The organism is Mycobacterium sp. 852002-30065_SCH5024008, from assembly GCF_001665645.1.
Lineage (GTDB): Bacteria > Actinomycetota > Actinomycetes > Mycobacteriales > Mycobacteriaceae > Mycobacterium > Mycobacterium paraffinicum.
The window spans coordinates 23,749-43,626 of record NZ_LZSZ01000107.1; the positions used below are offsets into that span (position 1 = coordinate 23,749).

Here is a 19,878-nt window from a genome sequence, read left to right on the forward strand (position 1 = left end):
GTGCATTCACGGCGGCGACACGCCGGTGACTCCCGCCCTGGACGCACACTGGACTCAGCGCAGAATCCTGGCGTAGAGCAGGCTGTCTTGCGGCTCGGGCCCCAAGTTGGGGTAGACGGCGTGGCGGGCCAGCCGGCCCTCCAACACGAAACCGGCCCGCTCCAGCAACCGCGCCGAACGCACGTTCTCCACATTGCAGGTGGCCCACACCCGATACACCCCCCGGTCGCTGTCGAGCGCGGTCAACAGCATGTCGATCACCTCGGCCATCAAACCCTTGCCCCACCACCGGCGACCCAGGCAATAACCGATTTCGACCGAGTGCGGCACCGGACGCCTGCAACTGGCCAGCCCGACGACCTCACCGCTGTGCCGCAACTCGATCGCCCAGGTCCGCTCGTCGGCCGTGGCGTTGAGCTTCTCGGTGATCACCCGCCGCGTCGCCGCCACGTCGGGATGCGGCGCCCACATCAGGTACTTGGTGACCTCGGGGTCGCGGGCGACCCGCTGGAACAGTGCCCCGGCGTCGTCGAGCACGGGCCGGCGCAACACCAGCCGGGGCCCGGTGATGCGGTCGGGTGGGTAATCGGCCACGGCGCTAGAGGCCGAGCGCTTGATAGGTGCGGCGGACGAATTTCGGCTGCGCCGATTGGAGCTTCGCCAGCGAGGTGTTACCGGCTACCGCCGCCGACACGTCCGCGGACATGTCGGGCAGGTTCTGCACCAGATAGATCAAGACCAGGTCGGCGCTCGGATCGGCCTGCCACCACGTCCCGTAGGCACCCGGCCAGCTGAACGTCCCGAGGCCGCCCGGCCCGAACAACGGCGCGCTCTTGGCGGGGTCGGTCACCACCGACAGGTTCAGGCCGAAGCCGCGGCCCACCCAATACGGCGCCCCGAGGAAGTTGTGCCGCTTCTGTTCGTCGGTGAGCCGGTCGGTGCGCATCAGGCGGGCGGATTCGGGTGACAACACCCGCACGCCGTCGATCGTTCCTTCGCCGAGCAGCATCCGCACGAAACGCAGGTAGTCGTCGGCGGTCGACCACAGGCCGCCACCGGCGTTGGGGAAGGACGGCGGCGTGATGTGCGGCGGCCCCATCGCGTCGTGGTGCAGTTGGCCCTGCCCGTCGAGCCGGTACATGGTCGCGGCGCGCCGGCGTGCCTCGGGGGACACGAAGAACCCGGTGTCGGGCATGCCCACCGGGCCCAGCACGCGTTCGTCGAGAACCTGGTGGAACGGCTTGTCCTCGACGCGTGCCGCGATGACGCCCAGCAGGTCGATGGAGTGGCTGTAGGTAAGTCGGTCGCCGGGCTGATGCACCAGCGGCAGCTTGGCCAGCTCGGCCAGCCAGGCGTCCGGGCCCTGGTTGAACGGCAGCCGCACGTAGGCCTTGGCGATCGGCCCGGACACCGAGAATCCGTAGGCCATGCCGCTGGTGTGGGTGAGCAGATCCTCGATGAGGATGGCGCGCCGCGCCGGATGCGTCCGGTCCAGGGGGCCGTGCGGGTCGTCGAGCACCCGTACGTCGGCCAGCTCGGGCGCCCAGCGCACGATCGGGTCTTTCAACGTCAGCTTGCCCTCGTCGACCAGGCTCATCACCGCCGCGACGGTGACCGGCTTGGTCATCGACGCGATCCGGAACAGCGTGTCGCGCTGCATCGGCAGGCCCGCGTCCACATCGCGGTGACCGATTTCGTTGACCTGCAGCACTTCTCCGCGCCGCCACACCAGCGTCAGCGCACCGGCGAGCAGTCCCGTGTCGCACACTTCGCGGATGGAGGCCGCATTGGCGTCGAGATTCACCCGAATCAGGTTAGCGTCGGGCCCGGGGGAGCCGCGGCCAAGGCTTCATCCACGGTGGGGTAGAGGTCGATGAACTCGTCGAGGCCCACGATGCGCAGCGGCCGGCTGGTGGCCGAGCCGTCGGCGGCCACCCGCAATGACGTCGGGCTGTTCTCGGTCAGGCGATGCACCTCGACGAGCACGGTGATGCCGGCAGAGGACAGGAAATCGACCTCGGTGAGGTCGATGACGAGCACCGCGGGCGTGTCGGCCAGGGCAATGTCGATATGCGTGGCGAGCGAGGGCGCGGTGATGATGTCCACCACACCACTGACCTGCAACACCACCGCGTCACCGGCATCGCGGCGGTTGACCCAGAATTCCTCGCTCCTCACCATCCGAACGTACTGTCTGCCCCGCAACGGGCCATCACCCGGGCCGACTCTTGGCCGGGAGGGTTCGGTCAGCGCCGCTGCGCGCGGACGTACCAGAACGCCATTTCGACCTGCGCGCCCTCGACCTCGCGGCGCATCGTGGCGGGCTCCAGCGACGCGATGTCCCAGCCCGCGCCGCCGAGGACGTCGCGCAGCGTGGACTCCGGGACCGCGGGTCGGGGCCACCGCTCGTCCGGGGCGTTGGCGTCGGAGAAGCAGCTGATCAGCAGCGTGGCGCGGGGCCTGGTCGCCCGGTGCACCGCGGCGGCGTAGTTGCGCTTGCCGTCGTCGTCGAGGCAGTGGAACATCCCGCTGTCGATAACGGTGTCGAACGCATCGGTATAGCCCTCCAGCTTGGTGGAGTCAGCCACCGCGAACGTCACGTCGACCCCAGCGTCATGGGCCCGGCGCTGGGCGGTGACCAGCGCGGTGGGCGAGATGTCGAGCCCGGTGACCCGGAACCCGTTCTGCGCGAGGTAGATGGCGTTGTCGCCGAGCCCGCAGCCGATGTCCAGGACGTCACCGTGGACCCAGCCGCCGGCGTGCCACGCGATGACGTTGTCCTTGGGCGCCTTGGTGTCCCACGGGGGTGTGGCCATCGGCGGGATGCCTTCGCCGGGGCTCTCGCCGCGGTAGAGCGCGTCGAAGTCCATTTGCTGCAATCTGGAGAAGCCCGAGCCCGTCATTTTCGCCAGGGTAGCGCGGCACGGTGTCGCCGTGTGTTCACACATCGCCACGTATCGCGGCCAAATTTCATGACGGTTTCGGTTGCGCAAAGGTACTGCAGCGTACCCGCGATGCAAGGGCCGGTACCGCCTCCTTGGCTTTAGTGTTGACTGCATGGCCGAACTGAACACTTGCGTGAAGCGCTGGCGCACAGCGCTTCACGTATCCGTGTCGGCATTGATGGTTGCCGCCCTCGGACTCGCCGGCACCCCGGTAGCTCATGCGGCTGCGGCCTCGGCGACGTTGTCGGTGGAACATGCGTGGCAGACGGGTTTCATCGCCAACTTCACCGTCACCAACTTGAGCATGGCGCCGCTAACCGATTGGCGGCTCGACTTCGACATGCCGGCGGGACAATCCGTCTTGCACACGTGGAACAGCACCGTCACCCAATCGGGCACCCACTACGTTCTCACCCCCGCGAACTGGAATCGCAGCATCGCACCGGGTGGCTCAGCCACAGGTGGCCTGAGAGGCGTGGTGAGCGGTTCCTTCTCGCCACCGTCGAATTGTCTGCTCAACGGGCAATACCCCTGCACCTAGCGGTGCCGCGCACTGAGGACGCGCCGTAGAGCGCGTCGAAGCCGCTTCGCTGCAGCGGGAGAAGCCCGAGCCCGGCGGGACACCTGGGACGGGTGGGGTGCAGCGGGCCTTCGGGGACGGCGCCACCCGTGCCTCGCGCCGTCGCGCCTTCGAAGAAGTGCTACGCTGCCGGGCAGTCGACATCCTTTAACGATCCGTCCGGCGAGGCGGAGAAGGAGGTCAAGTCTCGTATGGGTGCTTTGGGTGAGAGCGGCGTGGGCCGCGAATCCCGGGAATTGATGTCGGCGGCCGACGTGGGTCGCACCATTTCCCGTATCGCACACCAGATCATCGAAAAGACCGCTCTGGATAATCCCGACGCGCCGCGGGTGGTGCTGTTGGGCATCCCGACCCGCGGCGTGATCCTGGCCAAGCGCCTGGCCACCAACATCGACGAGTACAGCGGTGTTCAGGTCGGCCACGGCGGGCTCGACATCACCCTCTACCGCGACGATCTGATGCAGAAGCCGCCGCGGCCGCTCGAGGCCACCTCGATTCCCGCCGGCGGCATCGACGACGCGCTGGTGATCCTCATCGACGACGTGCTGTACTCCGGGCGCTCGGTGCGCTCCGCGCTGGACGCGCTGCGCGACGTCGGCCGCCCGCGGGTGGTGCAGCTGGCGGTGCTGGTCGACCGCGGCCACCGCGAGCTGCCGCTGCGCGCCGACTACGTCGGCAAGAACGTCCCCACCTCCCGCAGCGAGAGCGTGCACGTGCTGCTGGCCGAGCAGGACGGTCGTGACGGGGTGGTGATCTCGCGATGACGCGTCACCTGCTGGCCGCCGGCGACCTGAGCCGTGACGAGGCCACTGCCATCCTCGACGACGCGGACCGGTTCGCCGAGGCGCTGGTGGGCCGCGAGATCAAGAAGCTGCCGACGCTGCGCGGCCGCACCGTGATCACGATGTTCTACGAGAACTCCACCCGTACCCGGGTGTCGTTCGAGGTGGCCGGCAAATGGATGAGCGCCGACGTGATCAACGTCAGCGCGGCCGGATCGTCGGTGGGCAAGGGGGAGTCGCTGCGCGACACGGCGCTGACGCTGCGGGCGGCCGGCGCCGACGCGCTGATCATCCGGCACCCGGCGTCCGGGGCGGCGCACCTGCTCGTCGACTGGACGTGCGCCGGCAACGACTCCGGCCCCTCGGTGATCAACGCCGGGGACGGCACCCACGAGCACCCGACGCAGGCGCTGCTGGACGCGCTCACCATCCGCCAGCGCCTGGGCGGCATCGAGGGCCGGCGCATCGTGATCGTCGGCGACATCCTGCACAGCCGGGTCGCTCGCTCCAACGTCATGCTGCTGAACACCCTGGGCGCCGAGGTGGTGCTGGTGGCGCCGCCGACGCTGTTGCCGGTCGGCGTCGATGGGTGGCCGGTCACCGTGACCAACGACTTCGACGCCGAGTTGCCCGCCGCCGACGCCGTGTTGATGCTGCGGGTGCAGGCCGAGCGGATGAACGGCGGCTTCTTCCCGTCGGTGCGCGAATACTCCTCCCGCTACGGGCTTTCCGATCGCCGCCAGGCCATGCTGCCCGCCCACGCCGCGGTGCTGCACCCTGGGCCGATGCTGCGCGGCATGGAGATCGCATCGTCGGTTGCCGACTCGTCGCAATCGGCCGTGCTGCAACAGGTTTCCAACGGTGTGCACGTGCGGATGGCGGTGCTGTTCCATGTACTGGTGGGAGCGGAATCCGCCGGAAAAGAGGGCGTGGCATGAGCGTGCTGATCCGCGGGGTCCGGTTGTACGGCGAGGGCGATCGGGTCGACGTGCTGGTCGATGACGGCCAGATCGCCGAAATCGGTGCCAAGTTGGCGATCCGCGACACCGCCGACGTCATCGACGCCACCGGCCACGTGCTGCTGCCGGGACTGGTCGACCTGCACACCCATCTGCGCGAACCGGGCCGCGAGTACGCCGAGGACATCGAAACCGGTTCGGCCGCAGCGGCGTTGGGCGGCTACACCGCGGTGTTCGCGATGGCCAACACCAACCCGGTCGCCGACAGCCCGGTGGTCACCGACCACGTGTGGCACCGCGGCCAACAGGTCGGCCTGGTCGACGTGCACCCCGTCGGCGCCGTCACCGTCGGACTGGCCGGCGCGGAGCTCACCGAGATGGGCATGATGGCGGCCGGGGCCGGCCAGGTCCGGATGTTCTCCGACGACGGCATCTGCGTGCACGACCCGCTGGTGATGCGCCGCGCCCTTGAGTACGCCACCGGCCTGGGGGTGCTCATCGCCCAGCACGCCGAGGAACCCAGGCTGACCGTCGGCGCCGTCGCCCACGAGGGACCGACCGCCGCCCGGTTGGGGCTTTCGGGATGGCCGCGGGCCGCCGAGGAATCGATCGTGGCCCGCGACGCGCTGCTGGCGCGCGACGCCGGCGCCCGCGTCCACATCTGCCACGCGTCCACCGCGGGCACCGTCGAGATCGTGAGATGGGCTAAGGAGCAAGGGATTTCGATCACCGCCGAGGTCACCCCGCATCACCTGATGCTCGACGACGCCAGGCTGGCCAGCTACGACGGGGTGAATCGCGTCAACCCGCCGCTTCGCGAGGCCGCCGACGCGGTGGCGTTGCGGCAGGCCCTGGCCGACGGTGTCATCGACTGTGTGGCCACCGACCATGCCCCGCACGCCGAGCACGAGAAGTGCGTGGAGTTCGCCGCGGCCCGTCCCGGCATGCTGGGTCTGCAGACCGCGCTGTCGGTCGTGGTGCAGACGATGGTGACGCCCGGGCTGTTGACGTGGCGTGACGTCGCGCGGGTGATGAGTGAGAACCCCGCCCGCATCGTCGGGCTGCCCGATCACGGCCGCCCGCTGGAGGTGGGGGAGCCGGCCAACCTGACGGTGGTGGATCCCGACGCCACCTGGACGGTCGCCGGATCGGATCTGGCCAGCCGGTCGGCCAACACGCCATTCGAGTCGATGGCGCTGCCCGCCACCGTGACGGCGACCCTGTTGCGCGGCAAGATCACCGCGCGAGACGGGAAGTGCCCGGCATGAATTCAGGGACGCTGGTGGGGTCGCTGATCTTCGCGGCCGTGCTGGTGGTGGTGATAGCGGTGGTGATCCAGCTGATGATGCGCAGCTGGCGGCGCCGCTCGCTGCGGCAGGCGGAGCTGATCGGCGACCTGCCCGACGTGCCCGACCAGGTGGGCGCGGCGATGGTCACCACCCGCGGCCACTATTGCGGTTCCATGATGGCGCCGGATTGGCACGAGCGGATCGCGGCCGGCGATCTGGGTTATCGAACCCAAGGGGTGCTGACCCGCTATTCCGGCGGAATCATGGTGGAACGGCTGCGGGCCCAACCGATTTGGATTCCGAAGGACTCGATCAGCGCTATCCGCATGGAACGCAGCATGGGAGGCAGGACGCCGGCCCGGATCGGGATATTGGCGATTCGGTGGCGGCTGCCATCAGGAGTCGAGATCGACACCGGCTTTCGCGCAAACCACCGCGAAGACTACGCCGAGTGGCTGGAAGAGGAAGCAGCGTGACGAACAAGGCCCTACTGGTACTCGAGGACGGGCGGGTCTTCACCGGCACGCCGTTCGGCAAGGTCGGCGAAACGCTGGGCGAGGCCGTGTTTTCCACCGGCATGTCCGGCTACCAGGAGACGCTCACCGATCCCAGCTACCACCGGCAGATCGTGGTGGCCACCGCGCCCCAGATCGGCAACACCGGCTGGAACACCGAGGACGGTGAGAGTCGGGGCGACAAGATCTGGGTCGCCGGTTACGCGGTGCGCGACCCGTCGCCGCGCGCGTCGAACTGGCGCGCCACCGGCACCCTGGAGGACGAGCTGGTGCGCCAGCACATCGTCGGGATCGCCGGCATCGACACCCGGGCGGTGGTGCGCCACCTGCGCACCCGCGGATCGATGAAGGCGGGGGTGTTCTCCGGTGAGGCGCTGGCCGACACCGCCGAGTTGGTCGAGCGGGTGCGGGGGCAGCAGTCCATGCTGGGTGCCGACCTCGCCGGCGAGGTCAGCACCCCGGACCGCTACATCGTGGAACCCGAAGGGCCGCAACGCTTCACGGTGGTCGCGCTGGACCTGGGAATCAAGACCAACACCCCACGCAATTTCGCGCGCCGCGGCGTCCGCAGCCACGTGCTGCCGTCGTCGACGAGCTTCGAGCAGATCGCCGACATCAAGCCCGACGGCGTGTTCTTGTCCAACGGCCCCGGCGACCCCGCGACCGCCGACCACGTCGTCGCGCTCACCCGCGAGGTGCTGGGCGCCGGGATCCCGTTGTTCGGCATCTGTTTCGGCAACCAGATCCTGGGCCGGGCGCTGGGCCTGTCCACCTACAAGATGGTCTTCGGTCACCGCGGCATCAACATCCCGGTCATGGACCACGCCACCGGGCGGGTGGCGGTGACCGCGCAGAATCACGGCTTCGCGCTGGAAGGCGAAGCGGGCCAATCCTTCGACACGCCGTTCGGGCAGGCCGTCGTCAGCCACACCTGCGCCAACGACGGGGTGGTCGAGGGCGTCAAACTCGCTGACGGCCGGGCGTTCTCGGTGCAGTACCACCCCGAGGCCGCCGCCGGTCCACACGACGCGGAATACCTGTTCGACCAATTCATCGAGCTCATGGCCGCCCAACAGAGCGAAAGGGGGCGCTAGTGCCGCGTCGCACCGACTTGCGTCACGTGCTGGTGATCGGCTCGGGGCCGATCGTCATCGGCCAGGCGGCCGAATTCGATTACTCCGGCACCCAGGCCTGCCGGGTGCTGCGAGCGGAGGGGCTGCAGGTCAGCCTGATCAACTCCAACCCGGCCACCATCATGACCGATCCGGAATACGCCGACCACACCTACGTCGAGCCCATCACCCCGGCGTTCGTGGAACGGGTGATCGCCCAGCAGGCCGAGCGCGGCAACAAGATCGACGCGCTGCTGGCCACGCTGGGCGGGCAGACCGCGCTCAACACCGCGGTCGCGCTGTACGAGAACGGGGCGCTGGAGCGCCACGGTGTCGAGCTCATCGGGGCCGACATCGACGCCATCCAGCGCGGCGAGGACCGGCAGATGTTCAAGGACATCGTCGCCAAGGTCGGCGGTGAATCTGCCCGCAGCCGAGTGTGTTTCACCATGGAAGAGGTTCGCGAGACGGTCTCCGAGCTCGGCCTGCCGGTCGTGGTGCGGCCCAGCTTCACCATGGGCGGCCTCGGCTCGGGCATGGCGCGATCCATCGAGGAGGTCGACCGGATGGCCGGCGCCGGCCTGGCCGAAAGCCCCAGCGCCAACGTGCTGATCGAGGAATCGATCTACGGCTGGAAGGAATTCGAGCTCGAGCTCATGCGCGACGGCAACGACAACGTGGTCGTGGTGTGCTCGATCGAGAACGTCGACCCGATGGGCGTGCACACCGGTGACTCGGTCACCGTCGCGCCGGCCATGACGCTGACCGACCGGGAATACCAGCGGATGCGCGACCTGGGCATCGCAATCCTGCGCGAGGTCGGCGTGGACACCGGCGGCTGCAACATCCAGTTCGCGATCAACCCGACCGACGGCCGGCTGATCGTCATCGAGATGAACCCCCGGGTGTCTCGGTCCAGCGCGCTGGCCTCCAAGGCCACCGGCTTCCCGATCGCCAAGATCGCCGCCAAGCTGGCCATCGGGTACAGCCTCGACGAGATCGTCAACGACATCACCAAGGAAACGCCGGCCTGCTTCGAACCCACCCTCGACTACGTCGTCGTCAAGGCTCCGCGGTTCGCGTTCGAGAAGTTCCCCGGGGCGGACCCCACCCTGACCACCACGATGAAGTCCGTCGGCGAGGCAATGTCGTTGGGCCGCAACTTCATCGAGGCGCTCGGCAAGGTGATGCGATCGCTGGAGACCACCCGCGCGGGTTTCTGGACCAAGCCGGACCCGGACGGGGACGTCCACGAGGTGCTCGACCGGCTCCGCACCGCGACCGAGGGCCGGCTCTACGACATCGAACTGGCGCTGCGGCTGGGCGCCTCGGTCGAGCAGGTCGCCGAGGCCAGCGGCGTTGACCCGTGGTTCGTCGCCCAGATCGGCGAGCTGGGCAAGCTGCGCACCGAGCTGCTGGACGCCCCGGTGCTCGACACCGACCTGCTGCGCCGCGCCAAGCACAACGGGCTGTCGGACCGCCAGATCGCCGCGCTGCGGCCCGAGTTGGCGGGGGAGAACGGGGTGCGCTCGCTGCGTTCGCGGCTGGGCATCCACCCGGTGTACAAGACGGTGGACACCTGCGCAGCGGAGTTCGAGGCCAGGACGCCCTACCACTACAGCAGTTACGAACTCGACCCGGCGGCCGAGACGGAGGTGGCCCCGCAGGCCGAGCGCCCCAAGGTGCTGATCCTCGGGTCCGGACCCAACCGCATCGGCCAGGGCATCGAATTCGACTACAGCTGCGTGCACGCGGCAACCACGTTGAGCCAGGCCGGTTTTGAGACCGTGATGGTCAACTGCAACCCGGAGACGGTGTCCACCGACTACGACACCGCCGACCGACTGTACTTCGAGCCGCTGACCTTTGAGGACGTGCTGGAGGTGTTCCGCGCCGAGCAGCAGTCGGCCGGCGCGGGGCCCGGGGTGGCGGGCGTCATCGTGCAATTGGGCGGCCAGACCCCGCTCGGGCTGGCGCAGCGCCTCGCCGACGCCGGGGTCCCGATCGTGGGCACCCCGCCCGAGGCGATCGACTTGGCCGAGGACCGCGGCGCCTTCGGCGACGTGCTGCTGAGCGCCGGCTTGCCGGCGCCGAAATACGGCATGGCAACGACTTTCGCGCAGGCCCGCCGGATCGCCGACGAGATCGGTTATCCGGTGCTGGTGCGGCCGTCGTACGTGCTGGGCGGGCGCGGGATGGAGATCGTCTACGACGAGGAGACGCTGGAGGGCTACATCACCCGCGCCACCGAGCTCTCACCCGAGCACCCGGTGCTGGTCGACCGCTTCCTCGAGGACGCGGTGGAGATCGACGTCGACGCGCTGTGCGACGGCAGCGAGGTCTACATCGGCGGGATCATGGAGCACATCGAGGAGGCCGGCATCCACTCCGGCGATTCGGCATGCGCGTTGCCCCCGGTCACGTTGGGCCGCAGCGACATCGAGAAGGTGCGCCACGCGACGGAGGCCATCGCGCACGGCATCGGGGTGATCGGCCTGCTCAACGTGCAGTACGCCCTCAAGGACGACGTGCTCTACGTCCTGGAGGCCAACCCGAGAGCGAGCCGTACCGTTCCTTTCGTATCCAAGGCCACCGCAGTCCCGCTCGCCAAGGCGTGCGCCCGGATCATGTTGGGCGCCACCATTCCCCAGCTCCGCGCCGAAGGCATGCTGGCGGCTTCCCGGGACGGCGCCCACGCGGCGCAGAACGCCCCGATCGCGGTCAAGGAGGCGGTGTTGCCGTTCCACCGCTTCCGTCGCGCCGACGGGGCCGCCATCGACTCACTGCTGGGCCCCGAGATGAAATCGACCGGCGAGGTCATGGGCATCGACCGCGACTTCGGCAGCGCCTTCGCCAAGAGCCAGACCGCCGCGTACGGGTCGCTGCCGGCCGAGGGCACCATCTTCGTCTCGGTCGCCAACCGGGACAAGCGGTCGCTGGTGTTCCCGGTCAAGCGCCTTGCCGACCTGGGCTTCCGCGTCCTGGCCACCGAGGGCACGGCGGAGATGTTGCGCCGCAACGGGATTCCCTGTGACGAGGTTCGTAAGCACTTCGAGCCGGCGCAGCCGGGCCGCCCGGCCGTGTCCGCCGTCGACGCGATCAAGGCCGGCGAAATCGACATGGTGATCAACACGCCCTACGGCAATTCCGGCCCCCGCATCGACGGCTACGAGATCCGTTCGGCCGCGGTGTCGGTCAACATCCCCTGCGTCACAACGGTGCAGGGCGCGTCGGCCGCCATCCAGGGCATCGAGGCCGGCATCCGCGGCGACATCGGCGTGCGGTCCCTGCAAGAACTGCACAGCCTGATGGGGCAGGGCGCCGCGCCCGGCGAAGGCACCCGGTGACAAGGTTCGGCCTCCGGCTGGCCGAGGCCAAGGCGCAACGCGGCCCGCTGTGCGTGGGAATCGACCCGCACCCCGAGCTGCTACGCGCGTGGGATTTGCCGACCACCGCCGACGGGCTGGCCGCGTTCTGCGACATCTGCGTCGAGGCGTTCGCCGGGTTCGCCGTCGTCAAGCCCCAGGTGGCGTTCTTCGAGTCCTACGGCGCCGCCGGGTTCGCCGTGCTGGAACGCACCATCGCGGCCCTGCGGTCGGTGGGCGTGCTGGTTCTGGCCGACGCGAAGCGCGGCGACATCGGCACCACGATGGCGGCGTACGCCGCCGCCTGGGCGGGGGACTCGCCGCTGGCCGCTGACGCCGTGACTGCCTCGCCGTACCTGGGGTTCGGCTCGCTGCGGCCGCTGCTGGAGGCCGCCGCCGCGCACGATCGGGGTGTGTTCGTGCTGGCCGCCACCTCCAACCCCGAGGGGGCGACCGTCCAGCGCGCCGCGTTCGACGGCCGCACGGTCGCCCAGCTGGTCGTCGACCAGGCGGCGGTGGTGAACAAGTCCGCCACGCCGGACGGGCCCGGATACGTCGGCGTGGTGGTGGGCGCGACGGTCCTCGAGGCCCCCGACCTCGGCGCGCTGGGCGGACCGGTCCTGGTGCCGGGGCTGGGCGTGCAGGGCGGCCGGCCGGAGGCGCTCGCCGGGCTGGGCGGGGCGCATCCCGGCCAGCTGCTGCCCGCGGTGGCGCGCGAGGTGCTGCGCGCCGGGCCGGGAGTCCCCGAGCTGCGGGCGGCCGGCGAGCGGATGCTGGACGCGGTGGCCTATCTGGGAGCCCTCTAGACGCCCCGCTGGGCGCCGAGTGTGGCCCCTACGCACCGGAAACGCCACGGGGCCGCGTCCGGGGCCCCAGGCGCGCGTCAGTCCGACGCGATCGACGTGCTGGGCCGGGCGGTCTCCACGATCACCGTGGTGGCCTTGACGACCGCCACGGCGACGCTGCCGGGCCGCAGCTGCAATTCCTCGGCGGCCTCGGTGCTCATCAGCGAGACGACGGTGAACGGGCCGCACTGCATCTCCACCTGGGCCATCACCTTGTCGCTGGTGACCTTGGTGACCAGGCCGACAAAGCGGTTGCGGGCCGAGCTGCCGATGCTGAGCGGGTCCGGCGGCGGGGCGGGCGCGTTGGTCCTGGAAAACCGGGCCAGGTCCTCGCTGGCGATCACCTTGCGGCCGGCCGCGTCGTGACTGACCGACAACGATCCTTGGTTGATCCATCGCCGGACGGTGTCGTCGCTGACTCCGAGCAGCTCAGCGGCCTGACGGATCCGCAGGTTCGACACCGCTAGATGGTAACCCGGCCGGTATTAGCTGGGGCTGCTACCAGCAATCGTCACCTGGTCGAACCGCGCCGGACGGCAGCGACGCGACACGCGCGACACGCGACGAAAAATGCGTGATCCCCGGCACGAGGGGTTTTCGGCCGTCGAGACCGCCCTTCGCCGCCGCCCCGGCGACGGTGACCCCGCCACTCCGATGTGCTAAAACCGCTGGTCAGAGCGCTGATTTCGGCGCCCGACAAGGCGATGCCGCCGCGCGGAGGGCACCGGTCGCGGACGTCGTCGGCGACGTTCGGCGAACCGGATTTTCGGGCCGCGCGCGGGGCTCATGCTGGGAGTTTGCCCCCCGAACCAGGGGGTCGGGTTAGATTTCGTCAGGAGGCCTGAGTACGGTCGTCTGCGCTGGCTGAAGTGCCGGCGGAGACAAAAAGCGATCGATTGAGATTGATTGATCAGATACGGAGGAATCGTGGCCCTTCCCCAGTTGACCGACGAGCAGCGCGCGGCCGCGTTGGAGAAGGCGGCTGCCGCACGTCGAGCGAGAGCAGAGCTCAAGGACCGGCTGAAGCGCGGCGGCACCAACCTCACGCAGGTGCTCAAGGACGCCGAGACCGACGAAGTCCTGGGCAAGATGAAGGTTTCCGCGCTGCTTGAGGCGTTGCCCAAGGTGGGCAAGGTCAAAGCACAGGAAATCATGACCGAGCTGGAGATCGCCCCCACCCGCCGCCTGCGCGGCCTGGGCGATCGGCAGCGCAAGGCCCTGCTGGAAAAGTTCGGCTCTTAACCCGGCCTCGGCCAACCCGCCCTGTGGGCGCACCGGCCCAGGAGCGCCAGTGAGCGCCGGCGGGGGACCGGACGTCGAGCACGGGACGCGTCCCAAACCACCTGGCAAGGGACGCGTGGTCGTGCTGTCCGGTCCCTCCGCGGTCGGCAAGTCGACAGTGGTCCGGTGTCTGCGCGAGCGGATACCGGACCTGCATTTCAGCGTCTCTGCCACGACGCGGGCGCCGCGGCCGGGTGAGGTCGACGGCGTCGATTACCACTTCGTCAGCCCCGCCCGCTTCCAGCAGCTCATCGACGACGGCGCGCTGCTGGAGTGGGCCGACATCCACGGCGGACTGCACCGGTCGGGCACCCTGGCCGAGCCGGTGCGGACCGCCACCGCCGCCGGGATCCCGGTGCTCATCGAGGTCGACCTGGCCGGCGCCAGGGCGGTCAAGAAGGCGATGCCCGAGGCAATCGCCGTTTTCCTGGCCCCACCCAGCTGGGAAGACCTGGAGTCCAGACTCGTCGGCCGCGGCACCGAAACACCGGAGGCCATGCAGCGCCGCCTCGAGACCGCCCGCATTGAAATGGCGGCCAAGGACGACTTCGACGAGGTCGTCGTCAACAGTCAATTGGAGTCTGCGTGCGCAGAATTGGTATCCTTGCTGGTGGAAACTGCGCCGGCTCGGCATGAGGCGCCCGGCCAGACCAGTCAGACCAGATCCAATCGAGACTGAGCATCGAATTGCCAGCGGTAGTTAAGCCGTTTCGGGGCTCTGACCGCTTCGAACGTTGAGGAGATTGACCTAAGTGACCATTCCGCAGTCCGACGCCGCGTTGGCCGCCGTCCCCGATCGGTTTGACCCCTCGGCGGGAGGGCAGGGCGCCTACGACACCCCGCTGGGCATCACCAACCCGCCCATCGACGAGCTGCTGGACCGCGTGTCGAGCAAGTACGCCCTGGTGATCTACGCCGCCAAGCGGGCCCGCCAGATCAACGATTACTACAACCAGCTCGGCGAGGGCATCCTCGAATACGTTGGACCGCTGGTCGAGCCGGGGCTTCAGGAGAAGCCGCTGTCGATCGCCCTGCGCGAAATCCACGCCGACCTGCTCGAGCACACCGAGGGCGAGTAACTAGGGCAGGGCCGGGCAGGCTGTGGACCGTAAACGGATCGTCGTCGGCGTCTCCGGTGGCATCGCCGCCTACAAGGCGTGCACGGTCGTTCGTCAGCTCTCCGAGGCCGGCCACCTGGTCCGGGTCATTCCCACCGAATCCGCGCTGCGGTTCGTCGGGGCCGCCACCTTCGAGGCACTCTCCGGCCAGCCGGTGCACACCGGGGTTTTCGAGAACGTCCCGGAGGTGCCGCACGTTCAGCTCGGCCAGAAGGCCGACCTGGTTCTGGTGGCGCCGGCCACCGCGGATCTGCTGGCGCGCGCGGTGCACGGCCGCGCCGACGACCTGCTGACCGCAACCCTGCTCACGGCGCGATGCCCGGTGTTGTTCGCGCCGGCGATGCACACCGAGATGTGGTTGCACCCGGCCACCGTCGACAACGTGGCGACGCTGCGGCGCCGTGGCGCGGTGGTGCTGGAACCCGCCTTCGGCCGGCTCACCGGCCCCGACAGCGGCTCGGGCCGGCTGCCCGAGGCGGAGGAGATCACCACGCTGGCCCAGCTGCTGCTGGAGCGCCACGACGCGCTTCCCTACGACCTCGCCGGATGCAAGGTGCTGGTGACCGCCGGCGGCACCCGCGAACCGATCGACCCGGTGCGCTTCATCGGCAACCGCAGCTCGGGCAAGCAGGGCTACGCGGTGGCCCGCGTCGCCGCCCAGCGGGGCGCCGAGGTCACGCTGATCGCCGGTCACACCGCCGGACTTATCGACCCCGCGGGCGTCGAGGTGGTCCACGTCAGCTCCGCGGAGCAGCTCGGTGACGCGGTGGCCAAGCACGCCCCCGCGGCCGACGTGCTGGTGATGGCGGCCGCCGTCGCCGACTTCCGGCCCGCGCAGGTTTCCGCCGCCAAGATCAAAAAGGGTGACGAAGGGCCACCGACGATCGAGCTGGTGCGCAACGACGACGTGCTGGCCGGCGCGGTGCGGGCGCGCGCGAGCGGCGAGCTGCCCAACTTGCGGGCCATCGTCGGGTTCGCCGCGGAGACGGGCGATGCCAACGGCGATGTGCTGTTTCACGCCCGCGCCAAGCTGCGCCGCAAGGGCTGCGACCTGTTGGTGGTCAACGCGGTGGGCGACGGCAGGGCGTTCGAGGTGGACAGCAACGACGGGTGGCTGCTCGCGTCCGACGGCACCGAGTCCGCACTGCAGCATGGCTCCAAGACGCTGATGGCCAGTCGTATCGTGGATGCGATCGCCACGTTCCTGCACGGCGGCGGGTAATAAGGTTCGGTTCTCCTGTGGCGCCAGGCCAGGTGCTGGCCGAAAGACGCCCGCCGATATAATTCGGTTAACTAATTATTCGGAAGGATTGAGATTGTGAGCGAAAATGGTCGCCTGTTTACCAGTGAGTCGGTGACTGAGGGACATCCCGACAAGATCTGTGACGCGATCAGCGACTCGGTTCTCGACGCCCTGCTGGCGCAGGACCCCCGCTCACGTGTCGCGGTCGAGACGCTGGTGACCACCGGCCAGGTGCACGTCGTCGGCGAGGTGACGACGACGGCGAAGGAGGCATTCGCCGACATCACCAACACGGTCCGCGAGCGCATCCTCGAGATCGGCTACGACTCGTCGGACAAGGGTTTCGACGGGGCGTCCTGCGGGGTGAACATCGGCATCGGCGCGCAGTCGCCCGACATCGCCCAGGGCGTCGACACCGCCTACGAGGCCCGGGTCGAAGGTGAGCAGGACCCGCTGGACGCGCAGGGCGCCGGTGACCAGGGGCTGATGTTCGGCTACGCGATCGCCGACACCCCCGAATTGATGCCGCTGCCCATCGCGCTGGCCCACCGCCTGTCCCGGCGGCTGACCGAGGTACGCAAGAACGGCGTGCTGCCCTACCTCCGCCCCGACGGCAAGACTCAGGTGACCATCGAATACGAGGACAACGTTCCGGTCCGGCTCGACACCGTGGTGATCTCCACCCAGCACGCGGCCGACATCGACCTGGAGCACACCCTGACCCCCGACCTCCGGGAAAAGGTGGTCAACACCGTCCTCGACGACCTGGCCCACGACACGCTGGACACCTCGTCGACGCGGTTGCTTTTCAACCCGACCGGCAAGTTCGTCCTGGGCGGCCCGATGGGCGACGCGGGGCTGACCGGCCGCAAGATCATCGTCGACACGTACGGCGGGTGGGCCCGCCACGGTGGCGGCGCCTTCTCCGGCAAGGATCCGTCCAAGGTGGACCGCTCGGCGGCCTACGCGATGCGCTGGGTGGCCAAGAACATCGTCGCCGCCGGCCTGGCGGAGCGGGTCGAGGTGCAGGTGGCCTACGCCATCGGCAAAGCGGCCCCCGTCGGCTTGTTCGTCGAGACCTTCGGCACCGCCACGGTCGACCCGGTCAAGATCGAGAAGATCGTCCCGGAGGTGTTCGACCTGCGGCCCGGCGCCATCATCCGCGACCTGGACCTGCTGCGCCCGATCTACGCGCAGACCGCCGCCTACGGCCACTTCGGCCGCACCGACATCGAGCTGCCGTGGGAGCAGCTGAACAAGGTCGACGACCTCAAGCGCGCCGTCTAGGGGATTCGACGAGAAGACACGAAATCGCATGAATCACCAAGGCAAAAGGTGATTTTGCGTCTGTTCGCGGGCACCGGCGTCAGCCGGTGAATCGATAGTCGTCGAGGTCGAACCGCCGGCTGCGCCAATAGGCCTCCACCGTGGTGGTGGGGCGCAGCGGCACGTCGCCGTTCTTGTCGAAGTAGTAGCTGTTGGCCAGCCGGCAGCTGTCCTGCCAGAAGATCTGCCGGTGCCGTCGCCGCATCATCTCGTCGAAGTACCGGACGTTGGCTTCCTCGGTGACCTCGACCCGCGTCGCGCCCTCACGCTCGGCCCGTTTCAGGCACCGCACGATGTGGTGGGTCTGCGTCTCGATCAGCGCGAAATATGAAGAGCCGACGTAGCCGTAGGGGCCGAACACCGTGAACAGGTTGGGGAAATCGGGGACGCTGACGCCCTCGTAGGCCTGCAGCCGGTGTTCGTCCCAGAACCGGCTCAGGGATTTGCCGCCGCTTCCGGTGACCGCGAACGTCGGGACGTCGTCGGGGTCCATCACTTTGAAGCCGGTGGCCAGGATCAGCACGTCGATTTCGTGGTTCTCGCCGTCGGTGGTGGCCACCGCCGACGGGGTGATCTTGTCGATCGGCTCGGTGACCAGCCGCACGTTGTCCCGGTTGAACGTGGCCAGGTACTCGTTGTGGAAACCGGGGCGCTTGCAGCCGACCGCGTAGCGCGGGGTGAGTTGATCGCGCACCGTCGGGTCGTGAACCTGTTTGCGCAGATAGGCCATCCCCGCCGACTCCATCCTCTTGGCCAGCGGGATGACCGTGAAGTAGTGCGCGGAGATCGGGAAGGTGACTTCGACGAAGGCCTGGCTCAGTAACCGCTGCACGACCTTTCCGCCGGGGATCCGCATCGCCCAGCGGGCCGGCGCGGGCAACGCGACGTCCAGCTTGGGAAAGCACCAGATCGGGGTGCGCTGAAAAACGGTGAGTTGCTTGACAATCGGCGCGATTTCGGGAATGACCTGAACGGCCGAGGCACCGGTGCCGATGATCGCGACGCGCTTGCCGCTCAGGTCCTGGTCGTGATCCCAGCGCGCGGTGTGCATCGTGATGCCGCCGAAGGTGTCCACGCCGTCGATGTCGGGCAGGTTGGGGACGGTGAGTACCCCGCAGGCGCTGATCAGGAATCGGGCGGTCACCGTGCCGCCGGGGTCGGTCTGCACCCGCCACAGGCAATGCTCGTCGTCGAACTCGGCGGCTTGGACCTTGGTGTTCAACCGGATTCGGGATCGGAGCCCGTATTTGTCGACGCAGTGTTCGGCATACGCCTTGAGCTCGCGCCCCCGCGCGTAGGTTCGCGACCAGTCCGGGCTCTGCTCGAAGGAGAACTGGTAGGAGAACGACGGAATGTCCACGGCGATACCGGGATAGGTGTTCCAGTGCCACGTCCCGCCGACCCCGTCGCCGGCCTCGACGACGAGATAGTTCGACAGTCCGGCGTTGTCGAGCTTGATGGCGGCACCGATTCCGGAGAAGCCGGCGCCCACGATCAGCGTGTGGTAGTCGGGAGTGCTGCTCATCGGTGTCCGCCTAGGGGTGTAGTGCCTTCTTGAGTGCGGCCAGCCCCCGCTCGGTGGCGTCGCCGGCCGCGGGTATCACCAGAGCGAAGCTGGCGTAGCCGTGCACCAGGTCCGGCTCGTTGCTCAATTCCGCGGGCACGCCGGCGCTGTCCAGCAGCTCGGCGTAGCGGGCCCCGTCGTCGCGCAGCGGGTCGTGTTCGGCGGTCCCGATGTAGGCGGGCGGCAACCCGGACAGGTCCGTCGCATTCGCCGGGGCGAGGGTGACGGGCAGCGCCGTCGGGTCGCTGATGTCGAGGTCGGGCAGATACCAGGACAGGAAGGCGTCGATCACGTCGCGGTCCAGGATGGGCGCGTTGGCGTTCTCGGTGAACGACGGCAGCGACAGGTCCGCGGTGACGACCGGGTACCACAGCAGCTGAAAGCTGAGCTCGGGTCCCGCGTTCTCGTTGGCCAGATGCGCCATCACGGCGGCCAGGTTGCCGCCGGCCGAGTCGCCGGCGACGGCGATGCGAGTGGGGTCACCGCCCAGCTCGGCGGCGTGCTCGGCAACCCACTGCAACGCCGCCCAGGAGTCGTTGACCCCGGCCGGGAACGGATGCTCGGGTGCCAGCCGGTAGTCGACGGACACCACGATGGCCTCGGCGCCGACGGCGTGCGCGCGGGCCAGGGGGTCGTGGGTGTCCAGGCCGCCGAGGCAGAAGCCGCCGCCGTGGTAGAAGACGACGACCGGCAACGCCTCCTCCGGCTCCAGGGGCGGCCAGTAGATGCGCACGGGGACGTCGGTGAGCTCTCCGTGACCGATCGTGCGGTCCTCGATGCGCAGGTCCGGCAGCATTTCGGGGGGCACCTGGAGCAGCCGCAGGCGCGAGCGCGCGACCTCCACGCCGTCGGCTGCGCTGAAGGTCATCGGGAAGGCGTCGAGCAACGCCTTGAACGTCGGATCGATGCCGGGTCGGGCGAAGGTGGGCTCCGTCATGGATTCACCGTACGCCC

20 protein-coding genes are annotated in these 19,878 nt (G+C 68.9%); 13 read left to right on the forward strand and 7 right to left on the reverse strand.

The annotated features are described in order from the left end of the window. Positions 1–54: 54 nt before the first annotated feature. The 4 genes from A5781_RS14835 to A5781_RS14850 form a co-directional block, all read right to left on the reverse strand. Positions 55–594 (reverse strand): GNAT family N-acetyltransferase, encoded by a 540-nt coding sequence (locus tag A5781_RS14835; RefSeq protein ID WP_067207346.1) that lies wholly within the window; start codon positions 592–594, stop codon positions 55–57. Between the two features lie 4 nt (positions 595–598). After that, complete coding sequence (locus A5781_RS14840) at positions 599–1,804, reverse strand: serine hydrolase (RefSeq protein ID WP_067207349.1); 1,206 nt, start codon at positions 1,802–1,804, stop codon at positions 599–601. Between the two features lie 5 nt (positions 1,805–1,809). Beyond that, positions 1,810–2,181 carry an STAS domain-containing protein gene (locus A5781_RS14845; protein ID WP_067207353.1) on the reverse strand — a complete coding sequence of 124 codons (372 nt, stop codon included), beginning with the start codon at positions 2,179–2,181 and terminating at the stop codon, positions 1,810–1,812. A 65-nt stretch (positions 2,182–2,246) separates the two neighbouring features. Beyond that, positions 2,247–2,879: a class I SAM-dependent methyltransferase gene (locus A5781_RS14850; protein ID WP_156622661.1), complete on the reverse strand. Its 633-nt coding sequence runs from the start codon at positions 2,877–2,879 to the stop codon at positions 2,247–2,249. A 178-nt stretch (positions 2,880–3,057) separates the two neighbouring features. Between A5781_RS14850 and A5781_RS14855 the strand changes: the two genes are divergently transcribed. The 8 genes from A5781_RS14855 to pyrF all read left to right on the forward strand — a co-directional run bounded on the left by A5781_RS14855 (position 3,058) and on the right by pyrF (position 12,353). After that, positions 3,058–3,486 carry a cellulose-binding domain-containing protein gene (locus A5781_RS14855; RefSeq protein ID WP_067207360.1) on the forward strand — a complete coding sequence of 143 codons (429 nt, stop codon included), beginning with the start codon at positions 3,058–3,060 and terminating at the stop codon, positions 3,484–3,486. A 230-nt stretch (positions 3,487–3,716) separates the two neighbouring features. Next, positions 3,717–4,289 (forward strand): bifunctional pyr operon transcriptional regulator/uracil phosphoribosyltransferase PyrR, encoded by a 573-nt coding sequence (gene pyrR, locus A5781_RS14860; RefSeq protein WP_067207362.1) that lies wholly within the window; start codon positions 3,717–3,719, stop codon positions 4,287–4,289. Further along, on the forward strand, positions 4,286–5,245 hold the full coding sequence (locus A5781_RS14865; RefSeq protein ID WP_067207365.1) for an aspartate carbamoyltransferase catalytic subunit: 960 nt from the start codon (positions 4,286–4,288) through the stop codon (positions 5,243–5,245). Before pyrR ends, A5781_RS14865 begins: the two co-directional genes overlap by 4 nt. Further along, positions 5,242–6,534, forward strand: coding sequence for a dihydroorotase (locus A5781_RS14870; RefSeq protein ID WP_067207368.1), 1,293 nt, complete (start codon positions 5,242–5,244; stop codon positions 6,532–6,534). The genes A5781_RS14865 and A5781_RS14870 overlap by 4 nt, the downstream gene beginning before the upstream one ends. Further along, positions 6,531–7,031: a transporter gene (locus tag A5781_RS14875; RefSeq protein WP_067207508.1), complete on the forward strand. Its 501-nt coding sequence runs from the start codon at positions 6,531–6,533 to the stop codon at positions 7,029–7,031. The genes A5781_RS14870 and A5781_RS14875 overlap by 4 nt, the downstream gene beginning before the upstream one ends. Next, positions 7,028–8,164, forward strand: coding sequence for a glutamine-hydrolyzing carbamoyl-phosphate synthase small subunit (carA, locus tag A5781_RS14880; RefSeq protein ID WP_067207370.1), 1,137 nt, complete (start codon positions 7,028–7,030; stop codon positions 8,162–8,164). Before A5781_RS14875 ends, carA begins: the two co-directional genes overlap by 4 nt. Next, positions 8,164–11,529 carry a carbamoyl-phosphate synthase large subunit gene (carB, locus tag A5781_RS14885; protein ID WP_067207373.1) on the forward strand — a complete coding sequence of 1,122 codons (3,366 nt, stop codon included), beginning with the start codon at positions 8,164–8,166 and terminating at the stop codon, positions 11,527–11,529. Before carA ends, carB begins: the two co-directional genes overlap by 1 nt. Then, positions 11,526–12,353 (forward strand): orotidine-5'-phosphate decarboxylase, encoded by an 828-nt coding sequence (gene pyrF, locus A5781_RS14890; protein ID WP_067207377.1) that lies wholly within the window; start codon positions 11,526–11,528, stop codon positions 12,351–12,353. The genes carB and pyrF overlap by 4 nt, the downstream gene beginning before the upstream one ends. A 77-nt stretch (positions 12,354–12,430) precedes the next feature. Here pyrF and A5781_RS14895 read toward each other — a convergent pair whose 3' ends face one another. Next, a complete protein-coding gene (locus A5781_RS14895; RefSeq protein ID WP_066945151.1) occupies positions 12,431–12,853 on the reverse strand; it encodes a molybdopterin-binding protein in 423 nt (140 codons plus the stop codon). Positions 12,854–13,319: 466 nt separating this feature from the next. Here A5781_RS14895 and mihF point away from each other — a divergent pair, with 466 nt between their 5' ends. The 5 genes from mihF (at position 13,320) to metK (ending at position 17,321) form a co-directional block, all read left to right on the forward strand. Further along, on the forward strand, positions 13,320–13,634 hold the full coding sequence (gene mihF, locus A5781_RS14900) for an integration host factor, actinobacterial type (protein WP_007171927.1): 315 nt from the start codon (positions 13,320–13,322) through the stop codon (positions 13,632–13,634). Positions 13,635–13,683: 49 nt separating this feature from the next. Next, a complete protein-coding gene (gmk, locus tag A5781_RS14905) occupies positions 13,684–14,352 on the forward strand; it encodes a guanylate kinase (protein WP_082939358.1) in 669 nt (222 codons plus the stop codon). Between the two features lie 73 nt (positions 14,353–14,425). Beyond that, positions 14,426–14,752 carry a DNA-directed RNA polymerase subunit omega gene (rpoZ, locus tag A5781_RS14910; protein ID WP_055403752.1) on the forward strand — a complete coding sequence of 109 codons (327 nt, stop codon included), beginning with the start codon at positions 14,426–14,428 and terminating at the stop codon, positions 14,750–14,752. A gap of 22 nt (positions 14,753–14,774) precedes the next feature. Beyond that, a complete protein-coding gene (gene coaBC, locus A5781_RS14915) occupies positions 14,775–16,013 on the forward strand; it encodes a bifunctional phosphopantothenoylcysteine decarboxylase/phosphopantothenate--cysteine ligase CoaBC (protein WP_067207382.1) in 1,239 nt (412 codons plus the stop codon). Between the two features lie 96 nt (positions 16,014–16,109). Next, positions 16,110–17,321: a methionine adenosyltransferase gene (gene metK / locus A5781_RS14920; RefSeq protein ID WP_066945137.1), complete on the forward strand. Its 1,212-nt coding sequence runs from the start codon at positions 16,110–16,112 to the stop codon at positions 17,319–17,321. 79 nt (positions 17,322–17,400) lie between these two features. Here metK and A5781_RS14925 read toward each other — a convergent pair whose 3' ends face one another. Beyond that, the gene (locus A5781_RS14925) at positions 17,401–18,885 is read right to left on the reverse strand and encodes an NAD(P)/FAD-dependent oxidoreductase (RefSeq protein ID WP_067207384.1); all 1,485 of its coding nucleotides are present in this window, start codon (positions 18,883–18,885) and stop codon (positions 17,401–17,403) included. A gap of 10 nt (positions 18,886–18,895) precedes the next feature. Continuing rightward, positions 18,896–19,861 carry an alpha/beta hydrolase gene (locus A5781_RS14930; protein ID WP_067207387.1) on the reverse strand — a complete coding sequence of 322 codons (966 nt, stop codon included), beginning with the start codon at positions 19,859–19,861 and terminating at the stop codon, positions 18,896–18,898. Positions 19,862–19,878 lie beyond the last annotated feature (17 nt).

Excerpts from the sequence above, each read along its gene's own strand:
- A5781_RS14845 (WP_067207353.1), bottom strand. The coding sequence starts at position 2,181 with ATGGTGAGGAGCGAGGAATTCTGGGTCAACCGCCGCGATGCCGGTGAC.
- A5781_RS14855 (WP_067207360.1), top strand. The coding sequence starts at position 3,058 with ATGGCCGAACTGAACACTTGCGTGAAGCGCTGGCGCACAGCGCTTCAC.
- pyrR (WP_067207362.1), top strand. The coding sequence starts at position 3,717 with ATGGGTGCTTTGGGTGAGAGCGGCGTGGGCCGCGAATCCCGGGAATTG.
- A5781_RS14865 (WP_067207365.1), top strand. The coding sequence starts at position 4,286 with ATGACGCGTCACCTGCTGGCCGCCGGCGACCTGAGCCGTGACGAGGCC.
- A5781_RS14870 (WP_067207368.1), top strand. The coding sequence starts at position 5,242 with ATGAGCGTGCTGATCCGCGGGGTCCGGTTGTACGGCGAGGGCGATCGG.
- A5781_RS14875 (WP_067207508.1), top strand. The coding sequence starts at position 6,531 with ATGAATTCAGGGACGCTGGTGGGGTCGCTGATCTTCGCGGCCGTGCTG.
- A5781_RS14925 (WP_067207384.1), bottom strand. The coding sequence starts at position 18,885 with ATGAGCAGCACTCCCGACTACCACACGCTGATCGTGGGCGCCGGCTTC.
- A5781_RS14930 (WP_067207387.1), bottom strand. The coding sequence starts at position 19,861 with ATGACGGAGCCCACCTTCGCCCGACCCGGCATCGATCCGACGTTCAAG.